At 66.6% G+C, this 23,731-nt stretch carries 20 protein-coding genes and 1 pseudogene; 8 read left to right on the plus strand and 13 right to left on the minus strand.

Going from position 1 to position 23,731, the window contains the following annotated elements:
• Together JF781_RS18440 and JF781_RS18445 are read left to right on the plus strand one after the other, a co-directional pair.
• The coding region (locus tag JF781_RS18440; RefSeq protein ID WP_225341289.1) for a type I polyketide synthase at positions 1 to 5,230 on the plus strand (5,230 nt) is incomplete at its 5' end.
• 25 nt (positions 5,231 to 5,255) lie between these two features.
• On the plus strand, positions 5,256 to 7,865 hold the full coding sequence (locus JF781_RS18445; protein ID WP_225326823.1) for a sugar epimerase family protein: 2,610 nt from the start codon (positions 5,256 to 5,258) through the stop codon (positions 7,863 to 7,865).
• Here the strand turns inward: JF781_RS18445 and JF781_RS18450 are convergent.
• From JF781_RS18450 to JF781_RS18495, 11 genes are all read right to left on the minus strand, one after another.
• Positions 7,862 to 9,088, minus strand: a complete 1,227-nt coding sequence (locus JF781_RS18450) for a cytochrome P450 (RefSeq protein WP_225326822.1) — start codon at positions 9,086 to 9,088, stop codon at positions 7,862 to 7,864. The two genes, JF781_RS18445 and JF781_RS18450, sit on opposite strands and share 4 nt — an antisense overlap.
• Before the next feature lie 20 nt (positions 9,089 to 9,108).
• A complete protein-coding gene (locus tag JF781_RS18455) occupies positions 9,109 to 10,068 on the minus strand; it encodes an SDR family NAD(P)-dependent oxidoreductase (protein WP_225326821.1) in 960 nt (319 codons plus the stop codon).
• Positions 10,065 to 10,262: a hypothetical protein gene (locus JF781_RS18460; protein WP_225326820.1), complete on the minus strand. Its 198-nt coding sequence runs from the start codon at positions 10,260 to 10,262 to the stop codon at positions 10,065 to 10,067. Before JF781_RS18460 ends, JF781_RS18455 begins: the two co-directional genes overlap by 4 nt.
• An 11-nt stretch (positions 10,263 to 10,273) precedes the next feature.
• Positions 10,274 to 10,696 (minus strand): VOC family protein, encoded by a 423-nt coding sequence (locus JF781_RS18465; RefSeq protein WP_225326819.1) that lies wholly within the window; start codon positions 10,694 to 10,696, stop codon positions 10,274 to 10,276.
• Positions 10,693 to 11,742: a dihydrodipicolinate reductase gene (locus JF781_RS18470; RefSeq protein WP_225326818.1), complete on the minus strand. Its 1,050-nt coding sequence runs from the start codon at positions 11,740 to 11,742 to the stop codon at positions 10,693 to 10,695. Before JF781_RS18470 ends, JF781_RS18465 begins: the two co-directional genes overlap by 4 nt.
• Entirely contained in the window at positions 11,739 to 12,170 is a 432-nt protein-coding gene (locus tag JF781_RS18475; protein ID WP_225326817.1) for a hypothetical protein, read from the minus strand. Before JF781_RS18475 ends, JF781_RS18470 begins: the two co-directional genes overlap by 4 nt.
• A 13-nt stretch (positions 12,171 to 12,183) precedes the next feature.
• The gene (locus JF781_RS18480) at positions 12,184 to 12,909 is read right to left on the minus strand and encodes a hypothetical protein (RefSeq protein WP_225326816.1); all 726 of its coding nucleotides are present in this window, start codon (positions 12,907 to 12,909) and stop codon (positions 12,184 to 12,186) included.
• The gene (locus JF781_RS28455) at positions 12,906 to 13,034 is read right to left on the minus strand and encodes a hypothetical protein (protein WP_007770904.1); all 129 of its coding nucleotides are present in this window, start codon (positions 13,032 to 13,034) and stop codon (positions 12,906 to 12,908) included. Before JF781_RS28455 ends, JF781_RS18480 begins: the two co-directional genes overlap by 4 nt.
• A 17-nt stretch (positions 13,035 to 13,051) precedes the next feature.
• Positions 13,052 to 13,846 carry a CbbQ/NirQ/NorQ/GpvN family protein gene (locus tag JF781_RS18485; protein ID WP_225326815.1) on the minus strand — a complete coding sequence of 265 codons (795 nt, stop codon included), beginning with the start codon at positions 13,844 to 13,846 and terminating at the stop codon, positions 13,052 to 13,054.
• A gap of 22 nt (positions 13,847 to 13,868) precedes the next feature.
• Positions 13,869 to 15,398 carry a nitric oxide reductase activation protein NorD gene (locus tag JF781_RS18490; RefSeq protein WP_225326814.1) on the minus strand — a complete coding sequence of 510 codons (1,530 nt, stop codon included), beginning with the start codon at positions 15,396 to 15,398 and terminating at the stop codon, positions 13,869 to 13,871.
• Between the two features lie 219 nt (positions 15,399 to 15,617).
• Positions 15,618 to 16,265, minus strand: coding sequence for a hypothetical protein (locus tag JF781_RS18495; protein WP_095532428.1), 648 nt, complete (start codon positions 16,263 to 16,265; stop codon positions 15,618 to 15,620).
• Positions 16,266 to 16,653: 388 nt separating this feature from the next.
• On the opposite strand from JF781_RS18495, the pseudogene JF781_RS18500 reads away from it, so the two are divergent.
• Positions 16,654 to 17,463, plus strand: a pseudogene (locus tag JF781_RS18500) (dihydrodipicolinate reductase); the annotation flags it as partial.
• A 4-nt stretch (positions 17,464 to 17,467) separates the two neighbouring features.
• Here the strand turns inward: JF781_RS18500 and JF781_RS18505 are convergent.
• Complete coding sequence (locus tag JF781_RS18505; RefSeq protein ID WP_225326896.1) at positions 17,468 to 18,067, minus strand: TetR/AcrR family transcriptional regulator; 600 nt, start codon at positions 18,065 to 18,067, stop codon at positions 17,468 to 17,470.
• Positions 18,068 to 18,276: 209 nt separating this feature from the next.
• Here JF781_RS18505 and JF781_RS18510 point away from each other — a divergent pair, with 209 nt between their 5' ends.
• From JF781_RS18510 to JF781_RS18525, 4 genes are all read left to right on the plus strand, one after another.
• Entirely contained in the window at positions 18,277 to 19,065 is a 789-nt protein-coding gene (locus JF781_RS18510; protein ID WP_225326812.1) for an SDR family NAD(P)-dependent oxidoreductase, read from the plus strand.
• A gap of 62 nt (positions 19,066 to 19,127) precedes the next feature.
• Entirely contained in the window at positions 19,128 to 20,210 is a 1,083-nt protein-coding gene (locus JF781_RS18515) for a dihydrodipicolinate reductase (protein WP_225326811.1), read from the plus strand.
• Between the two features lies 1 nt (position 20,211).
• Positions 20,212 to 21,030, plus strand: coding sequence for a mycofactocin-coupled SDR family oxidoreductase (locus JF781_RS18520; RefSeq protein ID WP_225326895.1), 819 nt, complete (start codon positions 20,212 to 20,214; stop codon positions 21,028 to 21,030).
• Positions 21,031 to 21,141: 111 nt separating this feature from the next.
• Positions 21,142 to 21,762, plus strand: coding sequence for a hypothetical protein (locus JF781_RS18525; RefSeq protein WP_225326810.1), 621 nt, complete (start codon positions 21,142 to 21,144; stop codon positions 21,760 to 21,762).
• A 12-nt stretch (positions 21,763 to 21,774) separates the two neighbouring features.
• On the opposite strand, the gene JF781_RS18530 is transcribed toward JF781_RS18525, so the two are convergent.
• A complete protein-coding gene (locus JF781_RS18530) occupies positions 21,775 to 22,404 on the minus strand; it encodes a TetR/AcrR family transcriptional regulator (RefSeq protein WP_225326809.1) in 630 nt (209 codons plus the stop codon).
• 92 nt (positions 22,405 to 22,496) lie between these two features.
• Here JF781_RS18530 and JF781_RS18535 point away from each other — a divergent pair, with 92 nt between their 5' ends.
• Entirely contained in the window at positions 22,497 to 23,720 is a 1,224-nt protein-coding gene (locus tag JF781_RS18535) for a cytochrome P450 (protein ID WP_225326808.1), read from the plus strand.
• Positions 23,721 to 23,731 lie beyond the last annotated feature (11 nt).

The raw sequence follows: 23,731 nt of genomic DNA on the forward strand, positions 1-23,731 counted from the left end.
TGAGATGTTGCCGGCGACGTTGCATGTCGATGAGCCGAGCCCGCATGTGGATTGGTCGGCGGGGTTGGTGTCGTTGCTGAGCGAGGCTCGGCCCTGGCGGGCGGAGCGTCCGCGTCGGGCCGGGGTGTCGTCGTTCGGTATCAGCGGCACCAACGCGCACGTGATCATCGAGGCCGTCCCATCTGAGACCCCCCCGAGCCCCGTTCAGGTGACCGAGCGCCCCGAGGTGTCCGTCCTGCCGTGGATGGTGTCGGCGAAATCGCCGTCGGCATTGAGGTCTCAGGCCGCCCGGCTGGCGACCCATCTGCGCGCCCACCCGGATCTCGACGTCGCCGATGTGGGCTGGACGCTGGCGGGCCGATCGAGGTTCGAACAGCGTGCCGTCATCGTCGGCGACGACCGCGACCGCCTGCTGGCCGGGCTGGACGAGTTGGCCGCAGACGAGCTGGCGCCCTCGATCATTCGCGGCACGGCAACGCCCGGCGGCAAGACCGTCTTCGTCTTTCCCGGCCAGGGCTCCCAGCTGCTCGGCATGGGTAGGGGATTGCACGGCGCGTACCCGATTTTCGCCGAGGCCTTCGACGCGGTCCTGGCCGAACTGGATCAGCACCTTCTGCGTCCCCTGCGCGACGTCATGTGGGGCAACGACGAAAGTCTGTTGAATACCACCGAATTCGCCCAGCCGGCGCTGTTCGCGGTCGAAGTCGCGTTGTTCCGGCTGCTCGAATCCTGGGGCATACACCCTGACTTCGTGATGGGCCACTCGATCGGCGAGCTGTCCGCCGCGCACGCCGCCGGTGTTCTGTCGCTGAAGAACGCCGCCGTCCTCGTGGCCGCCCGGGGTCGATTCATGCAGGCGCTGCCTGCGGGCGGGGCGATGGTCGCCGTGCAGGCCACCGAAGACGAGGTACGGCCGCTGCTGGTTCCTGAGGCGGGCATCGCGGCCGTCAACGGGCCTGCCTCCGTGGTGATTTCGGGAACTGAAGACGCGGTGACCGCGATCGCGGACCGGCTCCGCGCCGACGGTCGGCGCGTCCACCAACTCGCTGTCTCGCATGCGTTCCACTCCCCGTTGATGGACGCCATGATCGACGAATTCGGTACCGTGGCCACGGGCCTGACCATCGGCACGCCGACCATCCCGATCATCTCCAACGTGACCGGCGATCTCGCCGCCGATGACTTCGGAACGGCGGCGTACTGGAAGCGGCACGTCCGCGAGGCGGTGCGATTCGCCGACAGTGTGCGTTTCGCCCATTCGGCCGGCGGCAACCGATTCCTCGAGGTCGGGCCGAGCAGCGGCCTGACGGCGTCGATCGAAGAAACACTGGCCGACAACCCGGTGACGACGATGTCCGCACTGCGCAAGGACCGGCCGGAGCCGGTGGCCCTGGTCAACGCCGTCGCGCACGGGTTCGTCGCGGGGATGGCGGTGGACTGGCGCGCAGCAATCGGCACGGCGAACCTCGTCGACTTGCCCACGTATGCCTTTGACCGCCGGCGCTTTTGGCTCTTGCGCGACGACGCCCCGGCGGACGCTGCGGGCTTGGGCCTGGCCCCCGGCGAACATGCCCTGCTGGGCGCCGTGGTCGAACTGCCGGCTTCGGGCGGGGTGGTGTTGACCGGCCGGTTGTCCCCGGGCACGCAAGGCTGGCTGGCCGATCACGCCGTCGGCGGTGTCGTGCTGTTCCCGGGAGCGGGATTCGTCGAGTTGGCCATCCGCGCCGGCGACGAGGTGGGCTGCGGAATCGTCGACGAGTTGAATCTGGCGGCGCCGCTGGTGTTGCCGGCCGGCGGTTCGGTTGCGGTTCAGGTCGTGGTCGGCGGCCCGGACGATTCAGGCGCGCGTGCGGTGTCGGTGTTCTCGCGGACCGACGGGGGATCGGGTTGGTCGTTGCACGCCGAAGGCGTTTTGCGCGCGGGATCGGTGCAACCGAGCGCGGATCTGTCCGTGTGGCCGCCCGTGGGTGCGGTCTCGTTGGATGTCGGCGACGGGTATGAGCAACTGGCCGAGCGTGGTTACGGGTACGGCCCCGCGTTCCGTGGCTTGACGTCGATGTGGCGTCGTGGCGACGAAATCTTCGCCGAAGTGAACTTGCCCGCCGACGCCGGGGTGTCGGTGACCGGGTTCGGGGTCCACCCGGTGATGCTCGACGCGGCGTTGCACGCGGTGATCTTGGCGTCCGAGGATGACGAGCTCGCGCAGGGCTCGATACTGGTGCCGTTCTCCTGGCAGCAGGTGTCGTTGCACGCCGCGGGGGCGGCGGCGGTGCGCGCGCGGATCATGCCGGTCAGCCCCTCGGCGGTGTCGATCGAACTGGCCGATGGCTTGGGGCTGCCGGTGCTCTCGGTGGCATCGATGGTGGCGCGTCCGGTGACCGATCAGCAGCTCCTGGCCGCGGTGTCGAATTCGGGGCCGGATCGGCTCTTCGAGCTGATCTGGTCCGCCCAGCCGGCATCGACGGTGCCATCGGTGTCGGTCAGTCCCTGGGGGGCACCGGATTCCGTCGAATCGGGTGACGACGGGGCCGAGCGATCGGTGGTGCTGTTCGAATCGCAGCCGGTCTCCGGCGACGTGATCACCGAGGTGTACGCGGCGACGCGGGCCGTGCTGCCGGTGCTGCAGTCCTGGCTGTCTCGCGACGCCGCCGCAACGCTGGTGGTGGCGACCCGGGGCGCGATGACGCTGCCGGGTGAGGACGTCACCGATTTGGCCGGCGCGGCGGTGTGGGGCCTGGTGCGGTCGGCGCAGACCGAACACCCCGGCCGGATAGTGCTCGTCGACACCGATGCGCCACTGGATTCCGACGCGATCGCCTCCGTGTTGGCGGTCGGCGAGCCGCAGGCGTTGCTGCGCAACGGGATGGTCTACACCGCACGGGTGCTCGGCAGCCGGGCGGTCGGCAGCCTGCTGACGCCGCCCGAGGAGGGGCCGTGGCGGCTGGGCATGAGCAGCTACGGCACGATCGAAAACCTGCGGATAGAGCGGATTCCCGACGCCGACGCGCCCTTGGGGCCCGGCCAGGTGCGGGTGGCGCTGTCGGCCATCGCCGCCAACTTCCGTGACGTCATGATCGCGTTGGGCCTGTATCCTGATCCGGACGCGATCATGGGCATCGAGGCCGCCGGCGTGATCACCGAAACCGGCTCGCAGAATGGGCGTTTCGCGGTAGGCGACCGCGTCATGGGGCTTTTCCCGGACGGCACCGGGACGATCGCCAAGACCGACGAGCGACTGCTCGTCAAGGTGCCGGCGGGATGGTCACACACCGCCGCCGCGACGGCTTCGGTGGTGTTCGCCACGGCGCGTTACGCCCTGGTGGACCTGGCCGCCGCCCAGCCCGGTCAGCGGGTGCTGGTGCACGCCGCCGCCGGCGGGGTGGGAATGGCCGCGGTCCAGCTGGCCCGCCAGATCGGACTGGAGGTGTTCGCGACCGCCAGCCGCGGCAAGTGGGACACCTTGCGGGCCATGGGTTTTGACGACGATCACATCGGTGATTCGCGCAGCCTCGAGTTCGAGGACAAGTTCCGGGCCGTCACCGGCGGGCGCGGGATGGACATCGTGCTCGACTCGCTGTCCGGCGATTTCGTGGACGCTTCCCTGCGCCTGGTCGCGCCCGGCGGGGTGTTCTTGGAGATGGGCAAGACCGACATCCGCGATCCCCAGGTCGTCGCCCGGGACCACACCGGTGTGCGCTACCGCGCTTTCGACCTCTTCGAAGCCGGACCGGACCGCATTGCGCAGATGCTCGACGAGCTGGCCGCCATGTTCGCCGAGGACGTGCTGAGGCCGCTGCCGGTGACCAGATTCGACGTGCGCCGCGCGCCCGCCGCGCTGCGCTACCTGAGCCAGGCCCGCCATGTCGGCAAGGTTGTCATGACCATGCCCGACGCGTGGACGTCGGGCACGGTGTTGATCACCGGCGCCACCGGGATGGCCGGTTCGGCGGTCGCGCGACACGTCGTGACCCGCCACGGCGCGCGCAACGTCGTGTTGGTCAGCCGTCGCGGCCTTGACGCGCCGGGTGCGGCCGAGCTGGTGGCCGAGCTGAGCGCGGCCGGCGCGCACGCGGAGACGGTGGCCTGCGATGCCGCCGACCGCGAGGCATTGGCCAAGGTGATCGCCGACATCCCGATGCAGCGCCCGCTGACCGGCGTGATCCATGCCGCCGGCGTGTTGGACGACGCGGTGGTGACGTCGCTGAGTCCCGAGCGGATGAATGCCGTGCTGCGGTCCAAGGTGGATGCGGCGTGGAACTTGCACGAGTTGACCCGCGACCTGGATGTGTCGGCGTTCGTGATGTTTTCGTCGATCGCCGGGCTGGCGGGCGCCTCGGGTCAGGCCAATTACGCCGCCGGCAACTCGTTCCTGGACGGGTTGGCCGCGCATCGACGCGCTCACGGGCTGCCGGCGATCTCGCTGGGCTGGGGGCTGTGGGATCAGGCCAGCGCCATGACCGGCGGGCTGGGCGCCGCCGATCTCGCCCGATTTGGCCGGGACGGGATCGTCGCGATGTCCTCGGACCAGGCGCTGGAGCTGATGGACACCGCGCTCATCGTCGACGAGCCGTTCATGCTGCCCGCCCACATCGACCTCGCGGCGCTGCGCGTCAAGTTCGACTCGGGCACATTGCCGCCGATGTTCGTCGACCTGATCAACGCCCCGACCCGGCGTCAGGTCGACGACTCGCTGGCCGCCGCCAAGTCGAAATCCGCCCTGCTGCAACGCCTCGAAGGGCTACCCGAGGACGAGCAGCAGGCGATCCTGCTGGATTTGGTGCGTTCCCACATCGCCACCGTGCTCGGCAGCTCCAGCCCGGAGGCGATCCACCCGGACCGGGCGTTCCAGGAGCTCGGCTTCGACTCCCTGACCGCAGTCGAGATGCGCAACCGGCTCAAAGCCGCGACCGGACTGCCGCTTTCACCGACGCTCATCTTCGACTACCCGAATTCCGCGGCGCTGGCTGGCTACATGCACCGAGAACTCCTCGGGGCGTCGGAACACACCGCGGCGGCCGCGGCGCCGGGCGAAGCCGAGATCCAGCGTGTCGTCGGGTCCATTCCGGTCAAGCGCCTCCGGCAGGCCGGCGTGCTGGAGCTGCTGCTGGCGCTGGCCGACGAATCGAGTGGTGGCGGGCCGTCCGCGGCGCCGGTGACCACGGAGAAGGACATCGCCGACATGGACCTCGACGATCTGGTCAACGCGGCACTGTTGGACGACGACGACTAGCCACCATGACCACCAAAGGCATTCAGTGAGAATTGCTGTCACCGGGGCCAGCGGGGCGCTCGGCCGCGGTCTGGCCGCGCGGCTGCTCACCCAGGGCCACGACGTCGTCGGCATCGCCCGCCACCGCCCCGAAAGCTGGCCGAGCGCAGCTGATTTCGTGGACGCCGACGTTCGTGATGCGGCAGCGGTCCAGCGGGCCCTGACCGGCGCGGATGTCATCGCGCATTGCGCGTGGGCGAACACGCCGGGGCCCGACGAACGGATCGCCCACCAGGTCAACATCGACGGCACCCGCAACGTCCTCGGCGCAATGGCCGAGACCGGGGCCAGGCGAATCGTTTTCGCGTCCACGGCGCACGTTTACGGCGGGGGAGATGCGCCGAAGACCGAACGCGACGCCTTGGCTCCGGCCACCGTTGACGGCCAGTGCAATGCCCGGGTCGAACGCATGCTCGCGGAATCGGGCGGGGAATGGGTCGCGATCCGCTCCGCGCTGATCCTCGGCCGAAGCGTCGACAACTGGGCGCGCCGGATCTTGGCGCTGCCGGTGTTTCCCGCCCGCTCAAGCGATCGCCGCATGCAGGTCGTGCACCTCGACGACGCGCTTCGGCTGTTCAACCGGGCGATCGTGGAAAACGGAATTGACAGCGGCCCGGTCAATCTCGCCGCCCCCGGAGAGGTGACATTCCGCCAGATCGCCTCCGCGGTGGGCCGCCCGGTCGTCCGGTTGGGATTCGCGCCGGCTGAGCTGGAACTGGCGCAGGCCGCTCCACTCATGGACATCTCGCGGTTGCGCGACGAGTGGGGATTCCGCCCGGCGTGGGAATCCGGCGAGTGTATCGAGGATTTCGCGCTGGCGGTGCGCGGCCGGGTCACCGTGGGCAAGCGGGTGGTGTCGCTGCCGTGGCGGCTGGCCAACATCCAGGACCTACCTTCGGTCGACGCGCCGAGCAACGACGGCGTGAAACCCAATTTGGCGGGCGCAGCGGGAGATAACGGCGAGTTCGACACGCCGATCGACCCCCGCTTTCCCACCTTTCTGGCCACGAACTTGTCGGAGGCCCTCCCCGGCCCGTTCTCGCCGGCCTCGGCGTCGGCCACGGTTCGCGGACTGCGGGCCAGCGCCGTCTGCGTCGCCGAGCGGCTACGGCCCGGGGGGCTGATCCAGCGCGAAATCGCCATGCGCATGGTCGCGGTGTTCGCCCACCGGCTTTACGGCGCCATCACGACCGCGCACTTCATGGCCGAAACGGTGCCTTTCGTGAAGCCGACGACGGTTGTGAGCAACAGCGGGTTCTTCGGCCCCAGCATGGCGGCGCTGCCGATCTTCGGTGAGCAGCGGCCGCACGCCGACACCAGCAGAATCCGAAAGCGACTGCGCACCGTCCGCAACATCGGGGTATTCGGCGTCAACCTGATCGGGCTGTCCGCCGGCGCACCCCTGGACACCCGCGAATTCGTCGCCGATGTCGACCGCCTGGAGCGCTTGACCGACGGCGATCTCACTCGGCTCGACGATCGTCGATTGCTGAGCCTGATCTCGTTGGCACGGGACCAAGTGGTGCACGGCTGGGTGCTGGCGGCCGGCTCGTTCCTGTTGTGTGCGGCGTTCAACGTGTTGCTGCGCGGTCTGTGTGGGCGCGACACCGCCGCGCCCGCCGGCCCGGAATTGGTCAGCGCGCGTTCGGTCGAGGCGATGCAGCGGTTGGTGGCCGCCGCGCAGCGCGACCCCAAAGTGACGGCGCTGCTGGCGGAACCGGGCGACCGCCTGGACAAGCTGGCCGTCGAGGCGCCGGAATTCCACGCCGCGCTGCTCGCCGAGCTGGCGTTGATCGGTCACCGCGGCCCGGCCGAGCTCGAGATGCTGTCAACCAGCTACGCCGACGACCCCGAGCTGCTGGTCCGGATGGTGACCAGGGCGATGAGCGCGACGGCCGCGCCGGAGCCGCAGCGCGCTCGGATTCCGTTGCGGGCCAAGCCTGTTGCGGCGCTGGCCACCCAGCAGCTGCGGGACCGCGAAGTCCGCCGCGACAAAGTGGTGCGGGCGAACTGGGTGCTGCGCACGCTGCTGCGCGAGTACGGGCGTAGGTCGGTCGGGGCCGGCGTCTTCGGCGCCGCCGACGACGTCTTCTATCTGCTTGTCGACGAGCTCGATTCACTACCGGCAGATGTCGGGGGCCTGGTGGCCCGGCGCCGGGAGGAACAACGCCGGCTGGTGGCGGTGGCTCCGCCGACGGTGTTCAGCGGAAGCTGGCAGCCAACGTCGAACTCGTCGCCCGCGCTGGCGGGCGGGGACACCCTGCGCGGGGTCGGAGTGTGCGGCGGGCGGGTTCGCGGGCGGGTGCGCATCGTGCGCCCCGACACCATCGACGACCTGCAGCCCGGCGAGATCCTGGTGGCAGAGGTCACCGACGTCGGCTACACCGCGGCGTTCTGTTACGCCGCCGCCGTCGTGACCGAACTGGGCGGCCCGATGTCGCACGCCGCGGTGGTGGCCCGCGAATTCGGATTCCCCTGTGTGGTGGACGTTCAGGGGGCGACCAAGTCGTTGCCGCCGGGCGCCCTGGTCGAGGTCGACGGCGCGACGGGCGAAATCCACGTCCTGGAGCTCGCCGTGGACGACGCGCTGAGCTAGTCGAACTCCATCTCCAGACCGACCGGCCCGCTCAACCCCAGCATCGGTTTCCACTGTGCCGTCGCCACGCGGCGCGGGTTGGTCATGCGCCGCGCGAGGACTTTGAGCGCCCCGGCGAGTTCCGTTCGGGCGAGGTTCGCGCCCAGGCAATAGTGGGCACCGCCGCCGAACGTCAGAATGGGCGGCGGGTCCTCGCGGGTGATGTCGAACCGGGCCGGGTGCGGATAGACCTCCGGATCACAGTTGGCGGCAAAGGTATTCACTGAGATGAAGGTGCCGGCCGGAAAGGTGTAGTCGGCGAATGCGACGTCGTCGAGGACGGTGCGCAGGGTGGTACAGACCGCCGGCGAATGGCGCATGCATTCCTCGACGGCCGGCATCGCGAGGTTGGGGTTGTCGCGCAGCATCGCCAGCTGCTCGGGGTGATCGCACAGCGCGTGCATGCACGCGGCGAGCTGATTGCGGGTGGTGTCGGTGCCGGCGGACAGGATGCTGAACGCCAGCATGCGCATCTCCGCGTTGCTCAGCCGATCGCCGTCGTCCTGCGCGCGGATCAATTCGGAGATCAAGTCGTCGGTCAACCGGCTCCGGCGTTCGGCGATCATGTCGTCGATGTAGGCGTCGAATTCATCCCACGCCCGCATCACGATGTGCTGCTCGTTCGCCAGGTCGGAGTCGAACCGCACGATCTTGAAAATGTCCTCCGCCCATAGCGAAAACTGCTCCCAGTCCTCGGGTGGTGCGCCTAATAACGCGCAGATGATCGGGATTGGGTAGGGCCGGGCGATGTCGGTGACGAAGTCGCAGCGGCCGGCCTCGGCGACCTGATCGATCAACTCGTTGATCACCGTGTCGATGGTGTCTTCCATGCGCGCTGACGCCCGCGGCGTGAAGGCCTTGGACACCAGACCGCGCAGGCGCCGATGTTCCTCGCCTTCCATGCCGAGGATGGTGCCCAGCACCCGGTCGTAGAGAGGGCCGGAGGTTATCCCGCGAGCCGTCATGTGCATGCCGGGTGGGAAGACGAATCGGGGATCGCGAAGTATCCCTCGGGCGAGTTCGTAGCCGAGCACCTCGGGTCCCAACGGCCCGCGGGCGATCGGAGATCGCTTGCGCGCCTCGCGGATCTGCGGGGCGACCTGGTGCACGGTGTCGGTGATGTCGTAGTGCAGCGTGGGGAGGCCGGCGTCGAAGACGCTGGGTGCTGCGGTGTCGACGGTCATGGTGTCTCCTTGGACCGAAATCAGCTGGGTTGGTAGCGCTTTGGTAGCACCTCGATCGGCGCCGAAATGGCCTCTCCCGGGGCCAGCTCACCGGAGTCGGGCAAATCCGGCATCAACCTGGCCGTGGACGTGTCAGTTATCGCCGCGAAGTTGTCCCGTACCTTCTCGATGGTGAGATCGGCGTCATATATGCCCGTCGTCTGACCGAACACCCGGATGCCCACGTTTCCCCCGCCCGCCTCGAGGTTGGCTCCGGATACCGGACAACTCTCGTGAACCAGGAACGCCACCGCGGGTGACACCAGGCCGGTCGGAAAGTGATCCTCCATCAGCCTGGTGAAGGCGGACGGGTTGTTGAAATGCCGCACGGCGGTGGTGTTGGCGGCCGGCCCCAACGCATTGACCTTGATGCCGAGATGCGCCCCTTCGACGGCGAGACCGCGTGTCAGCCCGAAGATTCCGCCCTTGGCCGCACCGTAGATGGAAAGATTTTCCAGTCCGAACATCGCCCCGGAGGTGGTGTTCACAATGCGGCCGTAACCGGCGTCGCGCATGTGGGGCCAGGCCGCCCGGCACATCCACACTGTCCCCATCAGGTGCACGTCGATGACGTTGCGAATGTCGGCGTCAGAGATTTCGTCGAAGTGCGCCATGAAGCAGACTCCGGCATTATTCACCAGGATGTCGACGCGGCCCCACACGTCCAGCGCCGTCTGGACGACCCGGCGCGCGCCGTCCTCGTCGGCGACGCTGTGCAGATCGGCGACCGCCTCGCCACCGGCCGCGCAGATCTCATCGGCCACCTGCTCCGCGTTGGCCCGCAAGACGTTTCGGCCGTCGGGTCCCACGCCGAGGTCGTTGACGACGACCTTGGCTCCTCGCCGGGCGAGCAGCTTGGCGTGCGAGCGCCCGAGGCTGGGCTCCTGGCCGCCGGCCCCGGTGACGATCGCGACCCTCCCGTCGAACCGAAGCTCGGTCATGACCTGTCCGTGGTGAGGATCCGCAGCGGCAATCGCGGCGGGGAGCAGGTTGGGGACGGCCACGTGATCTCGGGCCGGTATCCCGGTGGCATCTCGAAATGGGCTATCCGCCTTGACCATTCGGCCACGACGACGTTCATCAGATCGTCCAAGTCGAGACCGGGAATTCCGTTCGAGTCACGAGCCTCGGCCATGGCGCCTCCTATCACGGAATGTTGGTCGCCAAGAATGTCAGTGGCAGTCCCAGGATCGACACGTCGTTTTCGTCGAGAAAGGTGCCTTCGCCCTCCATGCGTTGCCGGAAACGCGTTGTCGCGCCGTAGCGCTCGGCGACGGCGTCGGCCCTGGAAGCTTCCGGGACTCCGATGACCACGGTGAACACGCCGTCTCCGTGGCGTTCGAGGAACTCGGTCACCGAAACGGCGACCTCCCCGGTCGACCCCGGGATCGGGCTGATCAGCTCGATGCCCCGATTCCAGTCGAGGTGAATGTCCAGGCCGAGCTCGGCCAGCTGCAGCGGCTCGAAGACGAACCCCAGATCGCTGAACATGTGGGTCACGGCCTCATGGCGTTCCGGTGCCACGGCAAACACGACGTGATGGAGCGAGGGTTCTTGTGTTGTCGTCATGTTGTCAGGACTCCGCGGGGAAGTAGCAGGGGGAGGTCGTTGTAGGTGACGATGCCAGGAGGTGCGGCGACGACGGCGGGTATCGCGGTGATCGCGGGCACGGCGGTGATGGTGAGCCCCAACATGATGTAGTCGTCCAAGGTCGTGCCCTCGAAGTCCGGCGGTGGCAGGAAGCTCAGCGTGGTCTTGATCGTCGGGCGGCCCAGCACCTCGACGGTGTAGCCCATGTCCAGCGGCCAATCCGGTTCCAGCGCTTGCCCCTTGCGCCATTGCCCGCCGATTTCGATGACCTCTCGGCCGGCCGTAATCCCTTTCCAGCGAACGTGGATGCCCGCCACGCAGCCCGTCGCGATGATCCAGTCTCCGGGCAGGTGCAGATCCTCGGCGGTTTGGGCGTACTCGGCTTCACAACGGACCTCGTCGAGCTCGACGCCGAGGGCGTCGGCGAGCAGCAACACGCCGTCGCGGAAGATCCCGGATCCTTTCTCGGTGACCGCCAGTAGGTCCGGATGGTCGATGGGATAGCCGAAGCCCATGGGGATTTCGGTCGCCGGCGAGTTGTAGATCGTGGTATCAAAGGACTCCAGCACCGACACCTTGTCCACCCGCTCAGAGAGTCCCGCCGATACGATGGCGAACAGCTGGACGAAGCCGGGGTTGATGCCGCTGCCGAAAATGCTCGATCCGCCCTCTTGGCAGGCCCGCGCGATGCGATCACGCCCCGCACCGAGGAAATGCCCGGTGATGAACCCGGCGGTGCCCACCACGTTGATGCCCGCACCCAGGATGCGGACCAGCTCGTCGGCGTCGGGGAACATCGGGTTGTAGACCACACAGTCCGGCTTGAGCGCGAGCAGCGCCTCAATATCGTTGGTGGCCTTCACATCAAGCGGCTCGATCCCGCACAGTTCGCCGACATCACGCCCGGCCTTCTCCGGCGACCAGGCATAGCATCCGACAAGCTCCAGCGTCGGGTTGGCGGCGATCGCCCGCACCGAACTCTTGCCGACGTTACCGGTCGTCCACTGAACGACCCGATAGGTCACGGGTGCGTCGCCGCCTGCGCTTGGCGGGCGAGCCGTTCGTCGTGAATCCTGACGAGCTCGCGGAACCCCAGCCGGTGGTACTTCGGTATCGGCTGGATGCCCCAGACGTCCTGCGCGGTGGCCTTGCCCTCGGCGCCCTCCGGGGGTCCGAACGGCGGGTAGGGGTACTTGCACTCCAGGGTGTCGTTGGAGTACCGGATCTTCAGCAGCTCACTGCAGATCTGGGTGAGGCTCAGCGTCGGGTAGCCGTAGTAGACCGCCATGAACGGCAGCGTGAAGGCGCCCTCGATCACCAAGGCCACCAGGCACACCAGCACGGCGCGCTTGATCCAGGTGTGCATGCGCGCGTAGTACGGCGTCGTCCCCGGCTCGAGATCGGTGGCCGGGTCCTTGTCTTCGGTGGTGGACGGTGCGGAAGGACTAGTCATGGCACTGCTCCTTTTAGTCGGAGAAGATTTCGCGATTGACGGTGTGCAGGTACGGGATGGCGAGGAACGGGGTGATGTAGAAGATGTCGTAGAGCCACCAGCCGATGACCGGGAACACGACACCGGCGTAGCGCACGTCGGCGAACATGGTCATGTTGAAGACGTAGGCGGACCAGATCACCACGCCCATCCAGCAGGTGACGACCATCCACTGATGGCCCCAGCGCTTCATCTGCAAAAACCCGATCGCCGCGGCCACCCGCATCGAGAAGACGGTGAGGATCAGGCCTGCCACATAGGCCTTTTCGCCCGGGCCCGCAGCGCCCCCGATCCACAGCTCGTTGTAATGCCAGAAGTAGCCGGCGTCGAACATGTTGCCCCACCCGACCATCAGCACCCGGTTGATCAGCGTGTGGTTGGCGACCAGGTCAAGAGCCCACCCCAGACTGTTGAGCATTCCGTCGATGAGGACCAGATAGCCGATGAGGGTCACGATCATGGGCCGAACGGACAGCCCGGCGCGCAGCGCCTGGCGCTGCAGCCACACCCCGCGCATGAAGATGGGAAATCCGATCAGGCCCGGCGCCCACATGCCCATCAGGGCGGCGCCGACGATCATCCACTTGTCGGCGTGGCGCTGAGCCTGGCGTGATTCGTCGTGGTGGTCCTCGAGGCTGCGCGACGCGTCGGCATGGTCCGGCGCGTCTCCCGAATTTCGTTTCAGCAGCGGTACATTCACAGATCCCACCAGCCCCGCGCGAACGACATGTAGAGCTGGACTCCGAACATCGCCAGCAGATAGCCGTAGATGAAGATCTGGAAGATGATGAGCGCCCTTTTGCGCTTCTCCTCCTGTCGGTCCATGCCGGTTGCTCCTTTCCCTAGGGCGAACTGTTCGAGGTGGCCAGGCTGGCTGCCGCCACTTCACGCAGACCGTCGGTGACCGCGCCATCGGTGCTCAGTGGCGCGAGTATGCACGCGTCGGCGGCGTCCAATTCGGTTGCGCCGGCGGCGATCAGCTGGGCGGCGGTGACCAACACCCTGGTCGACGGCGGCTCGAAGTGAAAGGCCTCGTCGGCGGTGCGGATCGCGACCGCACACTCGACGAGCCGGCGGGCGGTTGCCAACGGGATTCCGGATTCGGCGACGATCACGTCGGCCTCGCGCTCCGGCGGCAGATAATGCATCGCCAGCGTGACGAACCGTTGGCGGAACGAGGGTTTGAGCTCCTTGAGTGAGCTGCGATAGGCCGGGTTGTACGAACACACCAGCATGAACTCTTCGGGGGCTTTCACCACCTCGCCGGCGCGGTCCAGGTACAACGACCGTCGGTGATCGGTCAGGGAATGCAGGATCGCCAAGGAGTCGTGGCGGGCCTCGACGACTTCGTCGAGGTAGCAGATCGCGCCGGCTTTGACGGCCCGGGTGAGCGGGCCGTCGGTCCAGACGACGTCGCCGCCGGTCACCATGAAGCGGCCGACGAGGTCGGAGCTGGTGAGGTCGTCGTGGCAACTGATCGTGACCACCGGTCGCTGCAGCAGCGAGCCCATGTGTTCGACGAACCGGGTTTTGCCGCACCCGGTTGGGCCGGTCAGCATCACCGGCAGACGCCGCTGAAAGGCCTGTTCGAACAGCTGAATCTCGTTGCCGTTGGCGAAATATGTGTCGGTGGTCATCTCTTCCTTAATCCGTCGGCATTCACGCTGCGACCAGTTCGCGATGGACATGGGCCAACACCCGCGGTAATTCCTCGATGCGCCGGATCCGTTGCGACCGCCGCGGCCCGAACACCTCCGGAAGGGGGTCGACCCGGGTCGGCCCGACACCCACGTAATACATCGACACCCCGGCCTCGCTGGCCTCCTCGACGGCGTGCGCGGCATCGGCCCAGGCGTAACGGCCCTCATAGCCTTCATCGGAGATCAGCCCGTCCCCGATGATGATCAGCAGGCGCCGCTCGGAGGCCTGGGCCAGGAGGCGGCTAGTCAAATGGCGCAGTGGCGCGCCGAGTCTGGTGTAGCCGCGGGTGGACAGACCCAGCCCGCTGGGCGGCACGAACCGGCGGTCTTCGAAGTCCTTCAGGCACCGCACTTCGACCCGGTGCCGGGTGTTGCCGGTGAACACGAAAACGCCATGGCGTTCGCGCGCCAGCGTCATGGCACGCGAAAGTGCGTCGGCACAGGCCAATTCGAGCTGGAAGACGCGGCCCCCGTGCACGCCTAGCGACGAGCTGCCGTCGAGCAGCAGTGCGGTGGTGACGTCGCGGCTGCTGGGCAGCAGGTCGCGGAACACCCTCGGCTCCTTGGCCTCGCCCGTCGTCAGGTCGATGTAGTGGTTCACGTATTGGTCGACGTCGAGGTCCGAGCCGTCTTCGAGGCGGCTGGTCATTGCACGATGGGTGTGTTCTTCGAACCACTTGCGGACGTCGACGGCCACCGGCACCGGACGGCGCAGGCGCCGGCCGTCGGCGTGCTCGACGACAGCGACGTGGTCGTGCATGAATCGCTGTGTCCACATGTTCCACTCGGGATAGGGAATCCCGGGCCGGTGTTGGGGTGTGACGTCGAGATCGTTGTCCTGCGGCCGGCTCGGCGGAGGCAGGTTCGGGTTGCGGACGCCCCCGTCACCGCCGACCGGAACCGAGTATGGCCGCGGAAGACGCTTCTGCGTGGTGGTCCACGGCATCCGCCCGAAGCTGCGCCGCAACCTATCGGTCAATCCCTGCGGGGCCGTGTAGGCCAGCGGCAAGGCACCCAACAGCGGTGGGACCGCCAACTCCCGGCCGGTGGCCGCCAATCCGATTGCCCTATCGAGCATCTGGGCGCCGTCCATGTCCGCGGCTTCGGGGTGGACGTCGGGGAGCAGCCGTTGGACCTCGGGAAGCAGGCCGGGCCACCGCGACGCGATCCAGCCGAGCGCGACGCCGCCTTCGACCAGCGTGAGCGCGCGCAGTTCGCGTGCGGACAGCTCGTTCAGCCGAAATTCGGTGACGCGTTCCTTCGATGGCGAGCATTGCAGGGCCACGCCGCAGGTCAGGGTTCTGCGGGTCCAGCCGGGGGCGGCGGGGTAGGGGACATGGACGAACGTGAGCCCCGCGTTCAACCCAAAGCCCCGCCGCTCGCCGGTGACGAGCCGCACGCCTTCGCGGCGCTGCTCGCTCAGCGCGACCGCCGTCACCGCGCAACTGCGTTCCAGCGCCATCGCGTGGCCGTCGGAATGCTCAGTCATCGGCCCAATCCCGCGCTCCCCGAACCCCGGTTCAGAACGTGCCGATGTTGGAGAACAGCCAGTACCAGAACCAGATGATCAGTCCGGTACCGCCCCACGCGGCGACGTAACGAAGAATTTCCCAGACATAACCCACGATGTGACCTCCTCGGTGACGTGGTCAGGTGATGCGTGCTGAGGTGTCGAGAACTCTCGTGAACCGAAGGCGCGTACGGCATTTCAGTCGGAGAAGAGTTCGCGGTTGACGGTGTGCAGATAGGGGATGGCGAGGAACGGGGTGATGTAGAAGATGTCGTAGAGCCACCAGCCGACGACCGGCAGCACGACGCCCGCGAAGCGCACGTCGGCGAACATCGTCATGTTGAACACGTAGGTGATCCAGATGACCACGCCCATCCAGCAGGTGATGACCATCCATTGGTGGCCCCATCGTTTCATCTGCAGAAAGCCGATGGCCGCGGCGATCCGCATGGTGAAAACGGTCAGGATGAGGCCGACCTCCAGGGCCTTCTCGCCGGGGCCCGCCGCGCCACCGACCCACAACTCGTTGTAGTGCCAGAAGTAGCCGGCGTCGAACATGTTGCCCCAGCCGTTGAGCAGGACGCGGGCCAGAATGGTGTGGTTCGCCACCAGATCAAGGGCCCAGCCGACGGTGTTGATGGCGGCGTCGATGATGACGAGGTAGCCGAGCAGGGTGACGAGCATCGGCCGCACCGAGAGGCCGTCGCGTTGTGCGCGGCGCAGTAACCGCACGCCCCACAAGAACAGCGGCAGGCCGAAGATGCCAAGGGCTGCGGTGCCGATCAGCAGACTGCCGGAGATGAGCCATTTGTCGGCCCGGCGCTGCGCGAGCTGTGAGCGCTCCATGTGCTCGTCGATGGCCAGGCCAGGCGGGGCGGAGCCGGGCGATCGGGTGGCTGCACCTATCCCGGAATCGCGCTGATGCAGCTTCGGCAAATTCACGAACCCTCCCCGCCATCGACACTGATTGGATCGGCGAGTGCACTATAACAGGCTGACTACAGTCAGCAGAAGTGGCGGACGGGGTCAACCGTGATGTCTCGGTGGAGTCCGCCCGTATTCTGGCAGTTACCGAGTGCCGCAGGGCTAATAGGCGTGGTGGGCGCCGCTGCCCGCGGCGTGGCGGCCGCCTGCTAGTACTGACGAAAGTCAGCTGGTAATCGTTGACACGCCCTTCGGCCGAAGCCTACGCTCATCGAGCGCTCAGGCGTTCTGGCCATGCAAAGGAGTAGCGATGACGCTCAAATCGCCGGCCGAGAAGAAATATCGCGTAATCCAATGGGGCGTCGGCAATGTCGGGACGATCGCGCTGCGTCATTTTGTGCACAACCCGGCCTATGAACTGGTCGGAGTCCTGTGCAATCGTCCGGAGAAGGTCGGCAAGGACGCCGGTGAGCTCTGCGGCAAGCCGCCGACCGGTGTGCGGGCGACCACCGACAAGGATGCCATCGAGGCACTCGATGCCGATTGCGTGTTCTACGCGCCGTTATGGTCTGACCCCGATGAAGTGTGTCGTTTACTGCGCGGTGGCAAGAATGTCGTCGCGTCGGGTGGGGCGTGGTGGTATCGGACTGAGCACAGCCAGGCGGACATCGACAAGATCGATGCCGCGTGCCACGAGGGTGGGACGTCGTTTCATGCCGGCGGTGTAAACCCGGGGTTCGCTGGAGACCTGCTCGTCCTGACGTTGGCCCGAATCGTCAGTCAGATCGACACTATTCACATCTACGAGGTGGTGAATTTCGGGCGGGACACCCTCAAGTACCTGTATGAGATGGGAATGGGAAGCGATCCGGCCGGGTTCGAGGATGGCCCCAATCTGTTGGGGCAGGCATGGCCCTTGTTCGCGCAGTCGATGGCCATGGTTGTGGAGGGAATGGGCAAAACAGTCGAGAAATACACGACCGAGGTAGAACTCGGGACTGCCACGCGCGACATCCCCTTCGAGGGAGGGGAGACCAGCGACATGCCGGGCTTCAAGGGCGTGATCAAGAAGGGCACCGTCGCCCGCCAGCATCACAAGTGGACGGCGTGGGCGTCAGGGACGCTCAGGGTTTCAAACTTCGCAACGTCCTCGCGACGAAGTCTTCCAGCAGGGTGTGGCCGGTCGGCCAATGGTTGGTGGTGATCAACAGGGCGTAGAGGCCCAGCAAGAAGAACACCGCGCTGTTCATCGGATTGACGTGCCGATCGGTCTCACCGCGTTCCTGCGCCAGCGCGATTTCCTGAGCCACCAAGACGATCAACGGGTGATCTCGGCCGTCCTCGGTCTGCGGGCGGGTTTGGGAGAAGTGCAGCGCGAGAAAGTCATTGAAGAGCCGATCGCCCAGCCGACGTTCCAGCCCGACCACCAGGCGGACCGCCTCATTCAAAGCGGAAGCAAGGTCGTGCTTGGACTTCAGGAATTGGGCGAACTGCTTCGCTATGCGATCCTCTTCGCGGCGCTCGAGCTCCAGCAGCACGTGCTCCTTGGTGGGGAAGTGGAAGAAGAAGGTCCCGTGCGCGACTCCTGCGGCGGCCACGATGGCACTGACATCGGCCTCGGCCATGCCGGCGCGGGCGAACTCCGCGATCGCGGCGCCCATCAATCGCTCCCTCGTCTGCAGGCGCTTTGCTTCTCGTGCCGACAGCCGATCCGTCACAGCCATTTCTTTCCTCACGGTTGACCCGACTCGTGCGAGAGTTGCGGGGCTCAACGGCTCATTATGCCGTGTCCGCACCAGAAAGGCTTGCATAACTTGATCATTCTCAGATAATCGGCGGCGTTACCGACGTCGATTGCGCAGATTCGTTGACTTTAGTCAGCTTGGTTCCTAGATTGAACGGCGCACACCACGCGCGATCGAAGGAGCTCGGCATGGCGTTGGAACAGTTCCAGCTTGATGGGCAGGTCGCGATCGTGACGGGCGCCGGGAAGGGTGTCGGGGCGGGCATTGCCCGGGTCTTGGCGGAGGCCGGCGCCACCGTTGTCGGGACCGCACGCACCGAGGCGGATATCGTTGGCACGATCGAGGGTATCGAGGCCTCCGGCGGCAAGGGGTTGGCGCTCGTGGCGGACGCGATGAGTCGTGCCGACGGAGAGCGCGTCGTGAACACGGCCATGGAGCGGTTCGGGCGCATCGACATTCTCGTCAACAATGTCGGCGGCTCCACCTATGCGCGGTTTTTGGACATCACCGACGAAGACTTCCGGCACACCTTCGACTGGTGTGTGACATCCGCGTTCATCATGAGTCAACTCGTCGCTCCGCACATGCTCGGGGCGGGGCGCGGATCCATCGTCAACATCTCGTCTGGGTCTGCCCGGTTCGGCATCCGTGCCTTGACGGCCTACTGCGTCGCGAAGGGCGGTCTCGAGGCGCTCACCCGCGCCATGGCACAGGAACTCGCGCCGAAGATCCGCGTCAACGCGATTGCGTTGGGTTCGTTCGCCACCGATGGTCTACGGGGCAGCCTGGACTTGATGCCCGGGTCGCTCGAGAAAATGCAGGAGGCCACGCCGCTGCATCGGCTCGGTGACGTCGAGGATCTCGGACGGCTGACGGTCTACCTGTGCACGCGCGACTGCTACGCGACCAACGCGATCTTCCACGTCGATGGCGGCATCGACTCGAACAACTCGCCGCTGCCAATCCCCGATTACTGACCTGGACCGCGATTCAACGCGTCATGATGGGTCATCGCCCACGGTCGGAAGGATGAGGGTAAGTGCGCAGAGTCATACAGTTCTCCACCGGAAACGTGGGCCGGCATTCGTTGCGGGCCATCATCGGCCGACCGGATCTGGAACTGGTCGGCGTGCACGCCGCCAGCGCCGACAAGATCGGCAAGGACGCGGCGCAGCTCTGCGGGCTGGACGAGCCGACCGGCATCATCGCGACCGACGATATCGACGCGCTGCTCAATCTTGGCGCCGATTGCGTGGTCTACACCTCGCAGGGTGAGACGCGGCCCATGGAAGCCATCGAACAGATGGCCCAGTTCCTCGCGGCGGGCATCAACGTCGTTGGCACGTCGATGGTCTGGCTGGTGACGCCCCGCCATGCCGACGACTGGTTGCGAGAGCCGTTGGAGCGCGCGTGCGCTGCCGGGAACGCCTCGCTCTACGTCAACGGCATCGATCCCGGCTTCTCCGGCGATACGCTGGTGCATTCGGCGGCCAGCCTGACCACGCGGATCTCGTCGATCACCGTGCAGGAGATCTTCGACTACGGCAACTACGACGATGCCGAGTTCACAGGTGCGGCAATGGGATTCGGAACCACGCCGGACGACGATTCACCGATGATGTTTCTGCCCGGGGTGATCGTGGCGATGTGGGGAGGTCAGGTCCGCAGTCTGGCCGACCATCTCGACATCAAGCTCGACGACGTGCGCCAGCGCTGCGAACCGTGGTATACGCCAGAACGCATCGAGTGCACGATGATGACGGTGGAGCCGGGGCAGATGGCCGCGGTCCGGTTCGCCACCGAGGGCGTGCGCGACGGTGAACCGGTCATCACCCTCGAGCATGTCACCAGGCTCACGCCGGCCGCCGCGCCCGACTGGGAGTTCCCGCCCGAGGGCCACACCGGGGTGCACCGCGTCGTCGTGGAGGGCGAACCGCGCGTGGAAATCAATACCCACGTCTCCCATCCGGTGCTGGATTCCACTGACGCAGGCTGCATTTCGACGGCGGGCCGGGCGGTCAACGCGATCGACTGGGTGTGCAACGCGCCCCCGGGGCTGATCGGTGTCGAAGGCATCCCGCTCTCGGCGACGATGCGCGGGTTGATGTGGAACGAGCACTGAACTGACCACCCCGGCTCCAGGACGCGTCGCCGGTAAACGCATTCTGATCACCGGCGCCGCCCGCGGTATGGGCCGCGGCCATGCGTTGCGGCTCGCCGAGGAAGGCGCGGACCTCATCATGCTGGACATCTGCGAATCGTTGCCGCAGATCGAATACCCCTTGGCCACAAGGCAGGAGCTTGACGAAACGACAGAGATGGTGCGCAAACTCGGCCGTCGCTGTATGAGCTACGTCGTGGATGTCCGTAACGACGAACAATTGCGCGAGGCGGTCGACGACGGCGTCGCGGCACTGGGCGGCCTGGACGGCGCGGTCGCCAACGCCGGCGTGTTGACGGTGGCGCCGTGGGACAAGACGACTGCCGATCAGTGGCGCACGGTGGTAGACGTCAACCTGATCGGGGTGTGGAACACCTGCGCGGCCGCGATACCGCACCTGCTCGAGCAGGGCGGAGGCAGCCTGGTCAACATCAGCTCGGCCGGCGCCCTCAAGGGCTTTCCGCTGCAGACGCCCTACACGGCGGCCAAACACGGCGTCGTCGGCTTGACCCTGGCCTTGGCGAACGAACTCGCGGCACAGAACGTGCGCGTCAACACCGTGCTTCCCACGGGCGTCCCCACCGGAATGGTCCCCGCATCGTTCGGGCCTCTCCTGGGCGAGCAGCGGTCCGATCTGATCCCCATCTTCGTCAACGCGATGCCCACGCCCGCCGTCGAACCCGCCGACGTGAGCAGCGCGGTCCTGTTCCTGCTCTCGGACGAGTCCAGATACGTGACGGGTCTGCAGTTCAAGGTCGACGCGGGCGTGACCATCAACTGAAGCGAAACTCGCCCGATGCGGATTTGCCCGGCGGCCCACAAAGTTTGCGTGTTCGTGCTGCGTCGCGCCGGGGTAAGGGATACAAATAGCTGACCGCAACAAGGAGGGCTCATGACCAACGTCCGGACGTCCGCGGTCGGTCTGGCGGCCACCGCGGTGCTGCTCAGCGCTGCAACGGCGGGCTGCGGCGAGGACAAGAGTTCGACGGCGCCATCGGGCTCGACGTCGTCATCGAGTTCGGCCATGTCGTCGAGCCCGTCGCTGTCACCGGGGGCGCCGGCGGACTACAGCTCGTTGCTTATCAAGCCCGCCGACGTCGGCCCCCGCGCCACCGCTGACGGGCCGCCCAGTCAGAATCCGGGCGGCATCGTCGGCGTCGGGCAGGTCTTCAAGAACCCCGACGGCAAGCGCACCATCGTCGACACGGTCGCCGTCTTTCCCGATGCGGCGACGGCCGACCAGACGGCGGCGAATATGCGGGACGTCGTCGGCAAAAAGGTCAACGGGCAGCAGCAGCCCATCGATGTCGGCTCCAACGGGTTCATGGTGATCGGGCAGAGCAGCGACCCGGCCAACCCGATGGAGATCTCCGAGGCGGTATTCGTCGAGGGCAGGGCCATGGTCGACCTGGAATCCGACTGTGTCATAGGCAATCCCACGCCGGCCGACATCCTGCTTGATCTCGCTCGCAAACAGGACGCTGCGGTCAAGGCGGGCCTGCCGGCTAATTGATCGGGCGGTCTTTCAGAGTGGCCAGCCGTCCGGCTGCAGCGTGTAGCGCAGTTCGGCCGCCGGGGGCAATGGCCGTCGCTCATCGACCGATATCGCGTCGACAACAAGGGCGACGTAGCGTCGCCAGCCGTCGCTGTGCGAATCCATCGTCGAGAGCACGCTGAAGAGCATCGCTATCAGGCGAGGCAGGTCGTCGCTGACCAGATCCGCGCGGATCCTGCCGAGCCGCTGGCCTTCGCGGGCAAGCTCGGCGAGCGCGGCGTTGAGCGGCACCGAGATGTCGGACGTGAGGGACCCGGCCCGGCGTGCGGCGGCCAGCAGGCTGTGTTCGCGGGCGCCGAGCGCGATCGCCGCTTCGATCAGTTGGGTCAGGCCGCGTAGCGGATCCTTTGCGCGGCGGGCGCGGTCGATCACCGGGGTGAGATCCTCGGCGATGCTCTGTTCCAGCGCCGCCAGGACGAGGTCCGCCTTGCCGGGGAACCGGCGGTAGAGGGTTCGTTCGCCGACGCCGGCGCGGCGGGCGACCGCCTCCACCGGAGCGTCCGGGCCCAACTCGCCGTAAACCTCGCGCGCCGCGCGCAGTATGCGCTCGACGTTGCGCGCCGCGTCCGCCCGCAACGGCCGGTCTTCCACCGCGGTCATTGTGACAGCGTAACTGACGGTTGACTACCGACAGCCGTCGCTTTACGCTCTACAACTGGCAGATAACTGACATTTAATGGGAAACGCGGCTTATGTCAATATCTTTCGAGACGTCCGACTCCTGCTCCGATGCGGATCTGCCGGCACTGCCGATACCGCGTCCCGCGCGGTGCCCGCTCGCAACGCCGGTAGAGTTCGCGAGTTGGCGGGAAGAGCCCGGTTTACGACAGGCGATGTTCCACGGCAATCCGGTCTGGGTGGTGAGCCGCTACTCCGACATCAGGGCGGCGCTGGTTGATCCGCGGCTGTCCGCGAAGACCATTCCGGACGCCATCATGCCCACGGACGCCGACAACAAGGTCGTGGTGATGTTCGCGCGCACCGACGATCCCGAACATCATCGGATCCGACGGATGATGACCGGCAATTTCACCTTCAGGCGTTGCGAATCGATGCGGCCGCAGATCCAGGAGACGGTCGACCACTTTCTCGACGAGATGATCGCCGTGGGGCCCCCTGCAGATCTGGTGCGTGAATTCGCCTTGCCGGTGCCATCATTGGTAATCGCGCTGTTGCTGGGAGTGCCGCCCGAAGACCTCGAGCTCTTCCAGCGCAACACCACCGCCGGGCTCGACCAGAAGACGTCCGAGGCGGAAAAGGGGCAGGCCTTCGGGGCAATGTACGCCTACATCCAGGATTTGGTGCAACGCAAGGAGCGCGAACCCGGCGACGATCTGATCAGCCGCATGATCACCGAGTACGTCGCGACGGGCCAACTCGACCACGCGACGGCGGCGATGAACAGTGTGATCATGATGCAGGCCGGCCACGAGACCACCGCCAACATGATCTCGCTGGGAACGGTTGCGCTGCTACAGCATCCGAACGCCTTCGCGCGATTGGGCCACACCGACGATCCCGCCCTCATTGCGAACACCGTCGAAGAGCTGATGCGCTATCTGAGCATCGTGCACAGCCAGGTCGACCGCGTGGCGACCGAAGATCTCGTGATCGGCGGCCAATTGATCAGGGCGGGGGAGTTCGTGATGATGAACCTGCCCGCCGGGAACTGGGACACCGAATTCGTCGACGATCCAGAGAGCTTCGACATCGATCGAAACACGCGCGGGCACTTGGGTTTCGGCTACGGCGTGCACCAGTGCATCGGGGCCAACCTGGCACGAGTCGAGATGCAGGTCGCGTTCGCCACCCTCGCGCGGCGGCTGCCCGGGCTGAAACTGGCGGTCCCGCCGGAGGAGTTGCGTTTCAAGGACGCCGACATCTACGGCATGAAGGAGCTCCCGGTCACCTGGTGATCACCACCACC

Origin of the sequence: Mycobacterium sp. WUMAC-067 (assembly GCF_020217485.1) — a bacterium.
GTDB lineage: Bacteria > Actinomycetota > Actinomycetes > Mycobacteriales > Mycobacteriaceae > Mycobacterium.